This window comes from Rhizobium sp. Root482, assembly GCF_001426565.1.
In the GTDB taxonomy this organism is placed as follows: domain Bacteria; phylum Pseudomonadota; class Alphaproteobacteria; order Rhizobiales; family Rhizobiaceae; genus Pararhizobium.
In genome coordinates this window covers 13,274-28,448 of the sequence record NZ_LMFA01000021.1, presented here as the reverse complement: position 1 = coordinate 28,448, position 15,175 = coordinate 13,274, and the positions used below count along the sequence as shown (strand labels likewise).

Annotated in this window: 11 protein-coding genes and 1 tRNA gene; 8 read left to right on the top strand and 4 right to left on the bottom strand. The window is 61.0% G+C overall.

The genetic code is table 11. The features are described 5' to 3' along the window. Nucleotides 1–74: 74 nt before the first annotated feature. The 5 genes from ASD31_RS14240 to ASD31_RS14220 all read left to right on the top strand — a co-directional run bounded on the left by ASD31_RS14240 (nucleotide 75) and on the right by ASD31_RS14220 (nucleotide 6,560). Nucleotides 75–159: transfer RNA gene (locus ASD31_RS14240), tRNA-Leu, on the top strand. Between the two features lie 42 nt (nucleotides 160–201). Continuing rightward, nucleotides 202–699 carry a xanthine phosphoribosyltransferase gene (gene gpt / locus ASD31_RS14235; RefSeq protein ID WP_056334843.1) on the top strand — a complete coding sequence of 166 codons (498 nt, stop codon included), beginning with the start codon at nucleotides 202–204 and terminating at the stop codon, nucleotides 697–699. A gap of 134 nt (nucleotides 700–833) precedes the next feature. Further along, a complete protein-coding gene (locus ASD31_RS14230; protein WP_244483855.1) occupies nucleotides 834–1,418 on the top strand; it encodes a hypothetical protein in 585 nt (194 codons plus the stop codon). Nucleotides 1,419–2,056: 638 nt separating this feature from the next. After that, nucleotides 2,057–5,893 carry a vitamin B12-dependent ribonucleotide reductase gene (locus tag ASD31_RS14225; RefSeq protein ID WP_056334839.1) on the top strand — a complete coding sequence of 1,279 codons (3,837 nt, stop codon included), beginning with the start codon at nucleotides 2,057–2,059 and terminating at the stop codon, nucleotides 5,891–5,893. Nucleotides 5,894–6,344: 451 nt separating this feature from the next. Next, complete coding sequence (locus ASD31_RS14220; RefSeq protein WP_320409400.1) at nucleotides 6,345–6,560, top strand: YegP family protein; 216 nt, start codon at nucleotides 6,345–6,347, stop codon at nucleotides 6,558–6,560. A gap of 186 nt (nucleotides 6,561–6,746) precedes the next feature. Here ASD31_RS14220 and ASD31_RS14215 read toward each other — a convergent pair whose 3' ends face one another. The 3 genes from ASD31_RS14215 to ASD31_RS14205 form a co-directional block, all read right to left on the bottom strand. After that, on the bottom strand, nucleotides 6,747–7,103 hold the full coding sequence (locus tag ASD31_RS14215; RefSeq protein ID WP_056334832.1) for an endonuclease domain-containing protein: 357 nt from the start codon (nucleotides 7,101–7,103) through the stop codon (nucleotides 6,747–6,749). Nucleotides 7,104–7,946: 843 nt separating this feature from the next. Next, a complete protein-coding gene (locus ASD31_RS14210) occupies nucleotides 7,947–8,348 on the bottom strand; it encodes a VOC family protein (RefSeq protein ID WP_056334828.1) in 402 nt (133 codons plus the stop codon). A gap of 87 nt (nucleotides 8,349–8,435) precedes the next feature. Further along, complete coding sequence (locus tag ASD31_RS14205) at nucleotides 8,436–8,957, bottom strand: single-stranded DNA-binding protein (RefSeq protein WP_056334825.1); 522 nt, start codon at nucleotides 8,955–8,957, stop codon at nucleotides 8,436–8,438. A gap of 261 nt (nucleotides 8,958–9,218) precedes the next feature. Here ASD31_RS14205 and uvrA point away from each other — a divergent pair, with 261 nt between their 5' ends. Further along, the gene (uvrA, locus tag ASD31_RS14200; protein WP_056334822.1) at nucleotides 9,219–12,140 is read left to right on the top strand and encodes an excinuclease ABC subunit UvrA; all 2,922 of its coding nucleotides are present in this window, start codon (nucleotides 9,219–9,221) and stop codon (nucleotides 12,138–12,140) included. A 19-nt stretch (nucleotides 12,141–12,159) separates the two neighbouring features. Next, nucleotides 12,160–12,963, top strand: a complete 804-nt coding sequence (locus ASD31_RS14195) for a DUF72 domain-containing protein (RefSeq protein ID WP_056334819.1) — start codon at nucleotides 12,160–12,162, stop codon at nucleotides 12,961–12,963. A gap of 19 nt (nucleotides 12,964–12,982) precedes the next feature. On the opposite strand, the gene ASD31_RS14190 is transcribed toward ASD31_RS14195, so the two are convergent. Then, nucleotides 12,983–14,470 carry a bifunctional ADP-dependent NAD(P)H-hydrate dehydratase/NAD(P)H-hydrate epimerase gene (locus tag ASD31_RS14190; RefSeq protein WP_056334816.1) on the bottom strand — a complete coding sequence of 496 codons (1,488 nt, stop codon included), beginning with the start codon at nucleotides 14,468–14,470 and terminating at the stop codon, nucleotides 12,983–12,985. A 335-nt stretch (nucleotides 14,471–14,805) separates the two neighbouring features. Here ASD31_RS14190 and ASD31_RS14185 point away from each other — a divergent pair, with 335 nt between their 5' ends. Next, nucleotides 14,806–15,144: a P-II family nitrogen regulator gene (locus ASD31_RS14185; RefSeq protein ID WP_011975544.1), complete on the top strand. Its 339-nt coding sequence runs from the start codon at nucleotides 14,806–14,808 to the stop codon at nucleotides 15,142–15,144. The last annotated feature ends 31 nt before the right edge of the window (nucleotides 15,145–15,175 follow it).

Below are 15,175 nucleotides of genomic sequence, written 5' to 3'. Positions count from 1 at the left end.
TTTGCAAGACATATAGGAAAGCCTGCAAAACATTCTCTTGACGAAATAACCCAAGTGCCGGAAAGGAAAACGGCGCGGACGTGGCGAAACTGGTAGACGCAAGGGACTTAAAATCCCTCGGAGAGATCCGTACGGGTTCGACCCCCGTCGTCCGCACCATTTCACGAAATATTCCGACGGCGATCAACTGGAGCTTCGCAGATGTCACTTCCCGAAAAAGCCTTTCCCGTTTCCTGGGATCAGTTTCACCGCGATGCGCGCGCGCTTGCCTGGCGGCTGGCCGACAATGGCGGAACCTGGAAGGCGATCGTCTGCATCACGCGCGGCGGGCTGGTGCCGGCGGCGATCGTCTGCCGCGAGTTGAATATCCGGATGATCGAGACGGTCTGCGTCGCCTCCTACCACGACTATGATTCGCAAGGGCAGATGCAGGTCCTCAAGGGCATTGCCCCGGAACTGACGGCCGATGGCGGCGAAGGCGTGCTGATCATCGACGACCTCACCGACACCGGCAAGACCGCCGCCGTGGTGCGCGCCATGCTGCCGAAGGCGCATTTCGCCGCCGTCTACGCCAAGCCGCAGGGGCGGCCGCAAGTCGATACCTTCGTTACCGAGGTCAGCCAGGACACCTGGATCTATTTCCCCTGGGACATGGGCTTTACCTACCAGGAGCCGATCGCCAAGGGGGCCCGCGGCTGACTGCGCCGACGGGTCGCCGCTGGCCGGTTGCATGACGACCGGCTTTCCCGCGCCTTTCCTTGCTGATATGCCTGTGCCTCTATCGTCGGCGCGCTCCCCGGGGGCCGTCGCCAAGGCAGGAGGAACCGGACGTGATGAGAGGCAAGGCCCTGGTTCCAATGATCGCCGCGGGCCTCTGCATCCTGGCAGCCCTGCCCTCGGTTGCAAGCGATGTGCATATCGGCCCGGTCACGGCCTATGTCGAGACGAATATCCGGCCGTGGATGAATGATTCGCGTATCGTCGAGGAACTGAGGCGCCAGAACAGGCTGAACGCCTATCTGTCGCCGACCGATATCGAGCGCCTGGATGCCACCTGGCGCCAGGAGCGCGCCGGCACGGCCCAGCCTTTGATCGAGACCGTGGCCAAAAGCCCCCTGTCGATATTTCTGAAGGAAAAGCAGGCCGCCTCGAACGGCGCCATCACCGAAATCATGATCATGGACGCAAAGGGGCTCAGCATCGCGCAAAGCGAGGTCAGTTCCGATTACTGGCAGGGCGACGAGCCCAAATGGCAGAAAACCTACCGTGCCGGAAGCGCCAGCCTGTTCGTCGATCGGGCGGAGCGGGATGAATCGACCCAGATGCTGCAATCCCAGGCCAGCATGACGATCACCGATCCCGATACCGGCACGGCGCTGGGGGCGATCACGATCGGCATCAATCTCGGCGCGCTATAGCCTTTTCGCTGGCCGGGGCACAGAATCAGAGCAGCAACACATTTCCACGATCTTGGCTATCGCCGAGGATCGCGATGATGAACGACCTGTGGATTTTTACCCGTAAAATTTTGAAAACCGGCCCGCATCGTCGGGCCAAGCTTCAGGCAAGCCGGCGAAGCGCCTGATTTTGCTGAATTTGGTGTCTGTCCCCGTTTTCCACAGCCGCGGCACACAACATCTGGTGTTCATCAATACGACATGAACCACCCCTTGACGGAATCGGGTTCAATACCGTTAATGGATTTCACGTTGCGGCGGCGGCGGGACCGGAAAGTTACGAGGCCGGTTTGTTTCAGGAAAAATCGTCTGTGTTTCAGGCGCCCCGGTGGATGATCCGCCGGTCGCGACGGTTATTTTTTGTGATCTCTTCGCCCGCCGGATACGTCACATAAAGCTGGCGTAAGGAAGCTGTTGATACTATATTTAGTGTTTGCAGCGAAAATCAGCACAAGATACAGGGAAACGGAACGCCGTTTCCACAGTTGAACGGACATTAAGAACGGACTGCGCGATCCTCCCCCGCGCGGCTCGGCGGGATAATTTTGGCCGACGCTTTCATGCGGTCGGGCATGTGGCACACAAAGGACACGAGGACGATGCAGATCGAACGCCGCTTCACCAAAGCCGGGCAATCAGCCTATGCCGAGATCGAATTTCGCAAGGCGATCAGCGAGATCAAGAATCCGGACGGTTCGGTGGTCTTCCGGCTGGCGGATATCGATGTCCCCGCACAGTTTTCGCAGGTTGCCGCCGATATCCTGGCGCAGAAATATTTCCGCAAGGCCGGCGTTCCGAAGCACCTGAGACGAGTCGAGGAAAACTCCGTTCCCTCCTGGCTGTGGCGCTCCGAGGCTGACCTCGCCGCCATGAAGGACCTGCCCAAGGAAGAGCAATACGGTTCCGAAACCGATGCCCGCCAGGTTTTCGATCGCCTGGCCGGCACCTGGACCTATTGGGGCTGGAAGGGCGGCTATTTCGCCTCCGAGGATGATGCGCTCGCCTTCCGCGACGAGCTTGCCTATATGCTCGCCACCCAGCGCGTCGCGCCCAACAGCCCGCAATGGTTCAATACCGGCCTGCACTGGGCCTATGGCATCGACGGCCCTGGCCAGGGTCATTTCTATGTCGATCCCTTCACCAATAAGCTGGTGAAATCGAAATCCTCCTACGAGCATCCGCAGCCGCATGCCTGCTTCATCCAGTCCGTCGGCGACGACCTCGTCAACGAGGGCGGCATCATGGATCTGTGGGTGCGCGAAGCCCGCCTGTTCAAGTACGGCTCCGGCACCGGCTCCAACTTCTCCTATCTGCGCGGTGAAGGCGAGCGCCTGTCGGGCGGTGGCAAGTCGTCGGGCCTCATGTCCTTCCTGAAGATCGGCGACCGCGCCGCCGGCGCCATCAAGTCGGGCGGCACCACCCGCCGCGCCGCCAAGATGGTCGTCGTCGATATCGATCACCCGGATATCGAGGATTACATCAACTGGAAGGTCAAGGAAGAGCAGAAGGTCGCAAGCCTGGTCACCGGTTCCAAGATCGTCGCCAAGCACCTGAAGGCGATCATGAAGGCCTGCATCAATTGCACCGCCGATAACGACGCCTGCTACGACCCCAAGCAGAACCCTGCCCTCAAGCGCGAAATCAAGGCCGCCAAGCAGAACCAGGTTCCGGAAAACTACGTCAAGCGCGTCATCCAGTTCGCCAAGCAGGGCTACAAGGATATCGAGTTCAAGACCTATGACACGGATTGGGATTCGGAAGCCTATCTCACCGTCTCCGGCCAGAACTCCAACAATTCCGTATCGCTCAAGGACGACTTTTTGCGCGCCGTGGAAGCCGATGGCACCTGGAACCTCACCGCCCGCAAGGATGGCAAGGTGATGAAGACCCTGAAGGCGCGCGATCTCTGGGAGCAGATTTCCCATGCCGCCTGGGCGTCTGCCGATCCGGGCCTGCACTTCAACACGACGATGAACGACTGGCACACCTCGCCGGCCGCCGGCCCCATCCGCGCATCCAATCCCTGCTCGGAATATATGTTCCTCGACGACACCGCCTGCAACCTCGCTTCGCTGAACCTGCTGCAGTTCAAGGATGCGGCCACCAAGAACATCAATATCGCCGATTACGAGCATGCCGTGCGCCTGTGGACGCTGGTTCTCGAAATCTCCGTGATGATGGCGCAGTTCCCGTCCCGCGAAATCGCCGAGCGCTCCTATGAGTACCGCACGCTCGGCCTCGGCTATGCCAATATCGGCGGTCTGCTGATGTCCTCCGGCATTCCCTATGATTCGGCAGAAGGCCGCGCCATTGCCGGCAACCTGACGGCAATCATGACCGGCGTCTCCTATGCCACTTCGGCCGAGATCGCCGCCAAGCTCGGCCCCTTCCCGGGCTTCAAGCCGAACCGCGAGAGCATGCTACGCGTCATCCGCAATCATCGCCGCGCCGCCCATGGCGAAACCCAGGGCTATGAAGGCCTGTCGGTCAATCCCGTCGCTCTGATCCACGGCGAATGCCCGGATCAGGATCTCGTCGCCCATGCGACCGCCGCCTGGGACAAGGCGCTGGAACTCGGCGAAAAGCACGGCTATCGCAATGCCCAGGTCTCGGTCATCGCGCCGACAGGCACGATCGGCCTGGTCATGGACTGCGACACGACCGGCATCGAGCCCGATTTCGCGCTCGTAAAATTCAAGAAGCTCGCCGGCGGCGGCTATTTCAAGATCATCAACCGCGCCGTTCCCGAAGCCTTGCGCACGCTCGGCTATTCGGAAAGCCAGATCGCCGAGATCGAGGCCTATGCTGTCGGCCACGGCAATATCAACCAGGCACCGGCCATCAACCCCGGCAGCCTGCGCGCCAAGGGCTTCACCGACGACAAGATCGAGGCGATCAACGGTGCCACCAAGGCTGCCTTCGACATCAAGTTCGTCTTTAACCAATGGACGCTTGGCCTTGATTTCCTGAAGGAAAAGCTGGGCGTCAGCGATGAGCAGCTGGCTGATATGAGCTTCAATCTGCTCGAGCATGTCGGTTTCTCGAAAAAGGACATCGAGGCGGCCAATATCCATGTCTGCGGCGCCATGACGCTCGAAGGCGCGCCCTTCCTTAAAAACGAACACCTGCCGGTCTTCGATTGCGCCAATCCCTGCGGCAAGATCGGCAAGCGCTACCTGTCGGTGGAAAGCCATATCCGCATGATGGCGGCGGCCCAGCCCTTCATTTCCGGCGCGATCTCGAAAACCATCAACATGCCGAACGAGGCAACGGTGGAGGATTGCAAGGCAGCCTATATGCTGTCCTGGAAACTGGCATTGAAGGCCAATGCGCTCTATCGCGATGGCTCGAAACTGTCCCAGCCGCTCAACGCCTCGCTGATCGAGGACGATGAGGATGACGACGCCATGGAGGACTTCCTGGCCGCCCCCGTCGCTGCCCAGGCCGTCACCGTCACGGAAAAGATCGTCGAGCGGGTCATCGAGCGGATCACCCGCGAGCGTGAAAAACTGCCGAACCGCCGCCAAGGCTATACCCAGAAGGCCGTGATCGGCGGCCATAAGGTCTATCTGCGCACCGGCGAATTCGGCGATGGCCGGCTTGGCGAGATCTTCATCGACATGCACAAGGAAGGTGCTGCCTTCCGCGCGATGATGAACAATTTCGCCATCGCCATCTCGCTCGGCCTGCAATATGGCGTGCCGCTGGAGGAATATGTGGAGGCCTTTACCTTCACCAAGTTCGAGCCGGCCGGCATGGTCCAGGGCAATGACGCCATCAAGAACGCCACGTCGATCCTCGACTATGTGTTCCGGGAACTGGCCGTCTCCTACCTCAACCGCCACGATTTGGCGCATGTCGATACGTCGGATTTTTCCAACACCGCGCTCGGCAAGGGCATCGAGGAAGGCAAGACCAACCTCTTGTCCACCGGCTGGACCCGTGGCTACAAGCCGACGCTCGTCACCAGCGGCCAGATCGACCGCACCTCCGGCGAACCCAAGGGATCGGCCACTGCCGCTCCCGCAAAGGCCATCGGCGCCGCCCCCATAAAGGCCGCAACCGGCGCCACTGTCACCGCCTTTGCGGGCTCGGCCGTCCGCAAGCTGGAACCGGCCGTGTCGGCAGCCACCTCCGAGATCGTCGCCTTCAAGCGCGATTACGAGGAACGCGCAGCCGAACTTGCCGAGGAGATCGCCGATGACGGCCCGTCCGAGGCCGCACCCGACGTCACCGCCCTCTTCTCCGACAAAGCCGCCGCCGACGCCGCCGCCGCCAAGTCGGACGCCAAGAAACTCGAAACCGAACGCCGCATCCGCTCGATCGCGCAAGGATACACGGGCAATATGTGCTCCGAGTGCCAGAATTTTACGATGGTCCGCAATGGGACATGTGAAAAGTGCGACACGTGTGGTGCGACGAGCGGGTGCAGCTGATCGCTGGTAAAAATAAATGATTGATAATGGCCCGGGAGTTCCCGGGCCATTTTTGCATTCAAAACTCAGCACCTCCACCAGAGGTAGAGGTGCTGAGTTTTGAAGGAGAGAAGTTTTTAAGTTTATCAAAAAGACGGAAGCTCTATCTCCCCCTCGGCGGGAGAGAAAGCAATTTCAACATCTTAGCTTTAGCTAAGTGTTAGAAATTGCAAGAGAGGGGGTAGGCATGGACGCACGGATCAACCGTAAGGAGAACGATCCCCTCACCAACAAAATCTAACACTTAGCTGAAGCTAAGATGTTGATTTTGTATCCTCTCCCGCAAGGGGAGAGGTAAGCTGCCGACAATGTCCGAGCCACCGAACAAAGCGATCACGTTTGCAGCCTGCAACGGACTGGCCCGCACCTTTTGGTTGCGCCAAGTTTGTGGTGGCCTGCTCCAGAATCCAATATGTCTCGATTCCCGCTTGGATCGGAGCAAGAGATGGCGAGCTGCAAAGATAGTAATGGTGATACCTGGGAAATCTACAACGGCACCGACGGCTGGCGTTGGCGGCGCACCGCAACCAACGGACGGATCGTTGGCTCATCAACGCAAGGATATACGAATCGCAGTGATTGCATCGACAATGCCAGGCGAAATGGCATGACCTGCAATCCGACGTAATTCACGGTTTATCGCATCCGACAGGTGCAGTGCGCCCTTTTTATCTCCCCCTCGGCGAGAGGGGGTAGGCATGGGACGCGAGGACGCCCCAACAAGGAACGATCCCCTCACCAAGAAAATCTAACACTTAGCTGAAGCTAAGATGTTGATTTGTATCCTCTCCCGCAAGGGGAGAGGTAAGGCCCTTCATCCACCGGTGTTTCTCAGTTCCGAAAGGATCGTCAGGCAAGCACCGTCGAGATTCCTCACGATCTCCTCGTTCCAGAAGCGCAGGATGCGAAAACCCTGGCCATGAAAGAATGCGTCCCGAGCCAGATCGCGACCGCTCTCCGCGTGCTGAAATCCATCGACCTCGACGATCAACCGCGCCTCGAAGCAGACGAAATCTAGGATATAGCCTTCAAGCGGGACCTGTCTTTTGAATTTGAAGCCTTCGAGCTGGCGGTTGCTCAGCACTTGCCAAAGCAGGTTTTCCGCCAGCGTCGCATCAGTCCGCATGGTTTTCGCAAAGTGACGATGCTGACCAGGAACCTTGCGACGCATGCAGGTTTTCCGAAGAAATGTAGGGGTGCGGCAATCCTATCTCCCCCTTGGCGGGGAGAAAGCAATTTCAACATCTTAGCTTCAGCTAAGTGTTAGAAATTGCAAGAGAGGGGGTAGGTCCGAGAAAAGAAACAAGTCCTCACCTACATTTCAAACACTCACACCTTTGGCTAAGCTCTTGAAATTTCTCCCTCTTCCGAAAGGGGAGAAAAAATCCGCATCCCCGTTCATCCCCGCCCCTCGCGCTCATGCCACACTCATCTCGTTCCGCCCTCGGATACACTGCCAGCCGTGGCAGAGAGGCGGGGCCGGCGCCGGGTTTGGGGAAAGGACGGAAGTCCTCAAGCTTGGGGTTCGCGGAAAATGGTCTCCAGACGGGAGTTTTGCTCCTGTCTCTTGATGCCCGAAAGAGCGCGCCGGGCGTGCCTGTGCGGCACATAGGGTGCGCCAGCGGAGGGTTTCGCCGGGTTCCGGCGGCGGCCGGGTGGAGTGTTGCCGATAAATTGGTTCGGCCGGGCTCCATCAGGTCAGACGAACATCTTTCGCCGGGCCACCTCAGAGGGACCCAAGTCGTGGGCAAAAACCGCCGAACGGGGCGCTGAAAGGTGCCACTTTTAGACTACCAAGCGAGGCAGCTTCCAGCGCCCCGTCCGAACTTACAGCCAAACCACGGCGAGACATCGCGCGTGAACGCGAACGCGCGCCCTGTTCGCAAAGTCAGGACAATATGAAGCAACGGCCTGTCGCACATGATGAGGAAAGCCCAGGCCGCGAACGCCTCTTGATCGCCGCAACGCAGTGCCTTTACCCATAGGACCGCCCCCTATGTCCGGACAAACAGTCTCAGCCTTCCGCGTCGGCCTGCATATGATCGTTGATCTCGACCCAGTAGTCGTCGGGGTCCCGCAGATAGACCTGGCGAAACCCGTCGCGCCGCGTGCCGATTTGCCCGGCCTCGCCCGGCCAGTCGCAAAATGCCACGCCGCGAGCACTGATCTCGGCGACGAAAGCGTCGAAATCGGCCACCCGCAGGGCGAAATGGGTGTTCTTGGTCAGATGCGTCGCGCCGAATTCGGCCTCGATCAGGTGGATCGTATCGAGACCGCCGATCGTCAGCCAGGCAACATGAGCGCTGCCGGCCCGCTCGATCGGCTCGAAGCCGAGAATATCCCGGTAGAAGGCGATGCTGCGCTGGAGGTCACGCACGCAGAGCGCCACATGATCGAGCCGGTAGCCATGGCGCATCGCATCCTCCTCCGCTTGCACCACCCTGCCATCCGCCTTCCCACCATGGGAAGACGGAGGGAGAGGTTCGCGTCCGTTGCCGTCCAATCAGAACGGGATATCGTCGTCCATGTCGCGGGAGAAATTCCCGCCGCCGCCGCCGGAGCGTGCTGCCGGCGCTGCCGGGCGGTCGTAATCGCCGCCGCTGCCGCCGTAATTGCCCTGGTTGCCGCCGCCATAATCGGCGCCGCCGCGACCGGCCCCGCCGCCACCGCCCTCGCGGCCATCCAGCATGGTCAGGGTCGAGTTAAAGCCCTGCAGCACCACTTCCGTGGAGTAGCGGTCCTGGCCGTCCTTGTCCTGCCATTTGCGGGTCTGCAGCGCGCCCTCGATATAGACCTTGGCGCCCTTCTTCAGATATTGCTCGGCCACCTTGCAGAGACCTTCGTTGAAGATCACCACGCGGTGCCACTCGGTCTTTTCCTTGCGCTCGCCGCTGCCCTTGTCGCGCCAGGTCTCGGAGGTCGCGATATTCAGGTTGGCGATCGGCCGGCCGTCCTGCGTGCGCCGGATTTCCGGGTCGGCCCCGAGGTTCCCGATCAAAATCACCTTGTTGACACTACCCGCCATCTCTGTTTTCCCATTCTCGCGCCAGGCCTCGCCCGGCCATCAGAAGCTCCCGGCCATCATAGCGGCTGGCCGCCGCCGGCTCGCCCTTCGCCTCGCGTAATCCACAACAGATTTCGAAAATCGTTCTTTCTTTGTTCTAGTAAATCCCTATTATCCTGTCAACCGACTCGGCAAAGCTCTCTGTTTTTCACCTTTCGCCTCGACATGGGCTTGCGTGTTCTTAAATAGATGCTTTCCACTGCATGGACGAAGCTGGACACGATGAGCGAACTGAAGACCATTTCCATCCGCGGCGCCCGCGAGCACAATCTGAAGGGCATCGACCTCGATCTGCCGCGCAACAAGCTGATCGTCATGACCGGCCTGTCCGGGTCGGGAAAGTCGTCACTCGCCTTCGACACCATCTATGCGGAGGGCCAGCGGCGCTATGTCGAGAGCCTGTCGGCCTATGCCCGCCAGTTCCTCGAAATGATGCAGAAGCCGGATGTCGACCAGATCGACGGCCTGTCGCCGGCCATCTCGATCGAGCAGAAGACCACCTCGCGCAATCCGCGTTCGACGGTCGGCACGGTCACCGAGATCTACGATTATATGCGCCTGCTCTTCGCGCGCGTCGGCGTTCCCTATTCGCCGGCCACCGGCCTGCCGATCGAAAGCCAGACGGTCAGCCAGATGGTCGATCGCGTCGTCGATTTCGGCGAAGGCACCCGCCTCTATATCCTCGCGCCGATCGTGCGCGGCCGCAAGGGCGAGTACAAGAAAGAGCTCGCCGAGCTGATGAAGAAGGGCTTTCAGCGCGTCAAGATCGACGGCCAGTTCTACGAGATCGCCGAGGCGCCGGCGCTCGACAAGAAATACAAGCACGATATCGACGTCGTCGTCGACCGCGTCGTCGTGCGGCCCGACCTGACGGCGCGGCTCGCCGATAGCCTTGAAACCTGCCTGACGCTCGCCGATGGCCTGGCGATCGCCGAATTCGCCGACAAGCCGCTGCCCCCGGAAGAAACATCCGCCGGCGGCTCGGCCAACAAGTCGCTGAACGAGACGCATGAGCGCGTGCTGTTTTCGGAAAAATTCGCCTGCCCGGTTTCCGGCTTCACCATTTCCGAAATCGAACCGCGGCTGTTCTCGTTCAACAATCCCTTCGGCGCCTGCCCGACCTGTGACGGTCTCGGCAGCCAGCAGAAGATCGACGAACTGCTGATCGTGCCGGAGCCCGAACGCACGCTGAAGAACGGCGCCATCGCGCCCTGGGCCAAGTCCTCGTCGCCCTATTACAACCAGACCCTCGAGGCGCTCGGCAAGGCCTTCGGATTCAAGCTGTCGAGCAAATGGACCGATCTGTCCGACGAGGCCCGGCATGCAATCCTGCACGGCACCGAGGAGAAGATCAGCTTCCATTATGAGGATGGCGCCCGCTCCTACAATACCACCAAGAATTTCGAGGGCATCGTGCCCAATCTGGAGCGGCGCTGGAAGGAAACCGACAGCGCCTGGGCTCGCGAGGAGATCGAGCGTTATATGTCGGCGGCCCCCTGCCCGGCCTGCAACGGCTTTCGCCTGAAGCCGGAGGCGCTCGCCGTCAAGATCGACAAGCTGCATATCGGCCAAGTCACGCAGATGTCGATCCGGCTTGCCCGCGACTGGTTCGAGACCCTGCCCGGGCATATGAACGCCAAGCAGAACGAAATCGCTGTGCGCATCCTGAAGGAAATCCGCGAGCGGCTGCGCTTCCTCAATGATGTCGGCCTCGAATATCTGAGCTTGTCGCGCAATTCCGGCACCCTGTCGGGCGGCGAAAGCCAGCGCATCCGGCTCGCCTCGCAGATCGGCTCGGGCCTGACCGGCGTGCTCTATGTTCTCGACGAGCCGTCGATCGGCCTGCACCAGCGCGACAATGCACGGCTGCTCGATACGCTCCGGCATCTGCGCGACATCGGCAATACGGTGATCGTCGTCGAGCATGACGAGGATGCGATCCTCACTTCCGATTATGTGGTCGATATCGGCCCGGCGGCCGGCATTCATGGCGGCGAAGTGGTGGCGCAAGGCGCGCCCTCCGATATCATCGCCAATCCCAATTCGCTCACCGGCAAATATCTGTCCGGCGAGCTTTCGGTGGCGGTGCCTTCGGAGCGTCGCAAGGCGAAGAAAAAAAGGGAAATCACCGTCGTCGGCGCCCGCGCCAACAATCTGAAGAATGTCACCGCCTCCATCCCGCTCGGCATCTTCACCGCCGTCACCGGCGTGTCCGGCGGCGGCAAGTCGACCTTCCTCATCGAAACGCTGTACAAGGCGGCGGCCCGGCGCATCATGGGCGCCCGCGAAAACCCGGCCGAGCATGACCGGATCGACGGCTTCGAGCATATCGACAAGGTCATCGACATCGACCAGTCGCCGATCGGTCGCACGCCGCGCTCCAATCCCGCCACCTATACCGGCGCCTTCACGCCGATTCGCGACTGGTTCGCCGGCCTGCCGGAAGCCAAGGCGCGCGGTTACCAGCCGGGACGCTTCTCCTTCAACGTCAAGGGCGGCCGTTGCGAGGCCTGCCAGGGCGATGGCGTCATCAAGATCGAGATGCACTTCCTGCCGGATGTCTATGTCACCTGCGATGTCTGCCACGGCAAGCGCTACAACCGCGAGACGCTCGACGTGCATTTCAAGGGCAAATCGATCGCCGACGTGCTCGACATGACGGTCGAGGAAGGCGTCGAATTCTTCGCCGCTGTGCCCGCCGTGCGCGACAAGCTGATCACCCTCAACCAGGTCGGCCTCGGCTATATCAAGGTCGGCCAGCAGGCGAACACGCTCTCGGGCGGCGAGGCGCAGCGCGTCAAGCTTGCCAAGGAGCTGTCGAAGCGCTCCACCGGCCGCACCCTCTACATTCTCGACGAGCCCACCACCGGCCTGCATTTCCATGACGTCGCAAAGCTGCTTGAAGTGCTGCACGAACTGGTCAACCAGGGCAATTCGGTCGTCGTCATCGAGCACAATCTCGAAGTCATCAAGACCGCCGACTGGGTCATCGATTTCGGCCCCGAGGGTGGCGATGGCGGCGGCGAGGTAATTGCCGCCGGCACGCCGGAGGAGATCGTCAAGGAGAAGCGCTCGCACACCGGCGCCTTCCTCAAGGAACTGCTGGAACGCCGGCCGATCCGCAAGATCGAGGCGGCGGAATGAACATTATATCGGGGGGAACATGACAAAATCAGGAACGATCCGTTGCGGCATCGGCGGCTGGACCTTCGATCCATGGGAAGGCACGTTTTACCCGGATGACCTCACGAAGAAGCGGCAGCTCGAATATGCGAGCCGGCAGTTGAAGGTGATCGAGGTCAACGGCACCTACTACGGCTCGCAAAAGCCGGAAACCTTCGCCAAATGGGCCGCGGACGTGCCGGAGGATTTCGTCTTCTCGCTGAAGGCCAGCCGCTTTGCCACCAACAAGAAGGTGCTGGCGGAGGCCGGTGAGTCGATCGCTCGATTCCTTGGGCAGGGACTGACCGAACTCGGCCCCCATCTCGGGCCGATCCTCTGGCAGTTCATGCCGACGAAGAAATTCGACGAAGCGGATTTTGGCGCCTTTCTGGCGCTCCTGCCGGAAAAGCAGGACGGGCTTGCTTTGCGCCATGTGGTGGAGGTGCGCCACCCCTCCTTCCGCACGCCGGAATTCATCTCGCTGCTGGAAAAGCACAAGGTCGCCGTGGTCTGCGCCGACCATGCCGATTATCCGATGATCGCCGATGTCACCGCGGACTTCGTCTATGCCCGCCTGCAGACCGGTAGCGACGAGGTGGCCACCTGCTATGATGACAAGCGGCTCGATCAATGGGCGGAGCGGCTGAAAAGCTGGGCCTCGGGCGCCATTGTCGATGACCTTGAACGCGCCGACCCGTCGCACAAGGCGGCAAAGAAGCCGCGCGACGTCTATGCCTTCTTCATCACCGAAGGCAAGGTCAATGCGCCGAACGGCGCGCGGGAACTGCAGAAACGCGTCGGCTAACTCTTTGGGCCTCGACCAATCATCCGGCCGAGGCCGGCAGCGGCTCGATCGCCCCGATCAGGCTCTCGGCGGTCAGGCCTTCTCCTGCCCGCGCCCCGGCCCGGCCATGACGCCAGACAGCGGCGCAGGCGGCTTCGAATGCCGGCATGCCCGCGGCCAGATGCGCGCCGATAATGCCGGCCAGCACGTCGCCGGAACCGGCCGTCGCCAGGAAGGCCGGCGCATTCGCATTGATCGCGGCCCGTCCATCCGGCGCGGCAATCACCGTGTCGGCGCCCTTGTAGACGATGACGGCGCCGGCGCGTCTTGCGGCGGCGAGCGCCTGATCGACCTTCGACAGGCGCTCATCGGCATGGATATCGGCAAACAGCCGCGCAAATTCGCCCTCATGCGGCGTCAGGACCAGCCGTGTCCCGCCATCCGAGAAAGCCTTAAACAGGGCCTGGGCATCGTCCTTGAAGGCAGTGATGCCATCCGCATCCAGAACCAGGACACGGTCGTGCAGCATCAGCGCGTAGTCGCGCGCCGTTTGGGTCGCGCCGAAGCCGGGGCCGAGCACGAAGGCGGTAAGCCGCCGGTCGGAAAGCCAGTCGGAAAGCGCTTCTGGCCCGCCGATCTCCTTCAGCATCACGGCGGTCAGATGCGCGGCATTTACACTGACGGCTCCGGGGGAAGAGGCGAGCGTCACCAGTCCGGCCCCGGCCTTCAATCCGGCTGCCGCCGAAAGCCGTGCCGCCCCGGTCGCGAGCGCCCCGCCCGAAAACACGCCGAGATGGCCGCGCTTGAATTTATGGGCGGAAGGATCGAGGCTCGGACGGTCACTGCCCCAGAGAGGAGGACCGTTTTCGCAGAGCCCGCTCCAATGCTGTCCGACAATCCTTCGGGGAATGCCGATATCGACCACCTCCACCTGACCGCAGGCCATCCTGCCGGGCAGGAGCAGGTGACCGGGCTTGCGGGCCATGAAGGTCACGGTATGGCGCGCATGAAAACTGCAGCCCTGCACCTGCCCCGTTCGCCCGTCGATCCCGGAAGGCAGATCGACAGCGATCACCGGCAGGTCCTGCTGCCCGATGGCCTCGATCACATCCGCGACCTCTTTGGAAACCGGCCGCGACAGGCCGGCGCCGAACAGCGCATCGATGACGACATCGCCCGGTTCCGGCACATAGTTGGAGAGGGCATGGACCGGCCGCCGGCAGGCGGCATGGGCGCGGGCTGCGTCTCCCCGCAAGCCGCCCACATCGCCGAGCGCATGGACGACGACAGTCCCGCCGCTATCGGCCAGCGCCGCTGTGGCGATATAGCCATCGCCGCCATTGTTGCCCGGCCCGCACAGCACGACGAAGCGTCGCGCATCCGGATGGAGCCGCAGTGCCGTCGCCGCTACGGCATGGCCGGCGGCTGTCATCAGCGCGAAACTGTCAATTCCCGATCGCGCCGCTGCCCCGTCAATCGCGGACATTTCCTCGGGCGTGATGATCGAAAAGGGGGAGATTGCTGGCATGGGATCAAGATGCTCCGACGAACCGCCATCCGACAAGACCTAAAATCAGGCGGGTGCTGGTCATTTATTGTGCATTTGCACATATTTGGAGCGCGCTTTTCAGGCAGAATGGTGATGGAACAGGATGCCGCGCCCAAACAGTATGCCTTTGCAGCGGAAAACCATAAAAATTAGGCATGGGGCGCTGTTTATTCCGCGCAATTGGCTATGATCGGAACTGGCTGGAGATTTTTCTCCTCAACCGCATCGCCCAGGCCGGTCTGGCACGGAAAATGCGTATCGAGAGCGAGCGGGCAGAGGTCCGTGCAAAGAAAGAAGCGGAGAGAGTTTTTCTCATGAAAAAGATCGAAGCGATCATCAAGCCCTTCAAGCTCGACGAAGTGAAGGAAGCCCTTCAGGAAGTCGGCCTGCAGGGCATCACCGTTACCGAGGCGAAGGGTTTCGGCCGACAGAAGGGCCATACGGAACTCTATCGCGGTGCTGAATATGTCGTCGATTTTCTTCCCAAGGTGAAAGTCGAAGTCGTATTGGCCGACGAAAACGCGGAAGCCGTGATCGAGGCGATCCGCAATGCCGCGCAGACCGGACGCATCGGCGACGGAAAGATTTTCGTCTCCAATGTCGAAGAGGTCATCCGCATCCGTACCGGCGAGACCGGCATCGACGCCATCTAGTTCGCCCGGCCGCCGGCTCGGGTTCTACCTC

Bases quoted from the DNA above. Each gene is read 5' to 3' on its own strand.
- ASD31_RS14230 (WP_244483855.1), top strand. From the start codon at position 834: ATGAGAGGCAAGGCCCTGGTTCCAATGATCGCCGCGGGCCTCTGCATC.
- ASD31_RS14210 (WP_056334828.1), bottom strand. From the start codon at position 8,348: ATGCGCCATGGCTACCGGCTCGATCATGTGGCGCTCTGCGTGCGTGAC.
- ASD31_RS14190 (WP_056334816.1), bottom strand. From the start codon at position 14,470: ATGCCAGCAATCTCCCCCTTTTCGATCATCACGCCCGAGGAAATGTCC.
- ASD31_RS14195 (WP_056334819.1), top strand. From the start codon at position 12,160: ATGACAAAATCAGGAACGATCCGTTGCGGCATCGGCGGCTGGACCTTC.
- ASD31_RS14225 (WP_056334839.1), top strand. From the start codon at position 2,057: ATGCAGATCGAACGCCGCTTCACCAAAGCCGGGCAATCAGCCTATGCC.
- ASD31_RS14205 (WP_056334825.1), bottom strand. From the start codon at position 8,957: ATGGCGGGTAGTGTCAACAAGGTGATTTTGATCGGGAACCTCGGGGCC.
- ASD31_RS14215 (WP_056334832.1), bottom strand. From the start codon at position 7,103: ATGCGTCGCAAGGTTCCTGGTCAGCATCGTCACTTTGCGAAAACCATG.
- gpt (WP_056334843.1), top strand. From the start codon at position 202: ATGTCACTTCCCGAAAAAGCCTTTCCCGTTTCCTGGGATCAGTTTCAC.
- ASD31_RS14220 (WP_320409400.1), top strand. From the start codon at position 6,345: ATGTCTCGATTCCCGCTTGGATCGGAGCAAGAGATGGCGAGCTGCAAA.
- ASD31_RS14185 (WP_011975544.1), top strand. From the start codon at position 14,806: ATGAAAAAGATCGAAGCGATCATCAAGCCCTTCAAGCTCGACGAAGTG.
- uvrA (WP_056334822.1), top strand. From the start codon at position 9,219: ATGAGCGAACTGAAGACCATTTCCATCCGCGGCGCCCGCGAGCACAAT.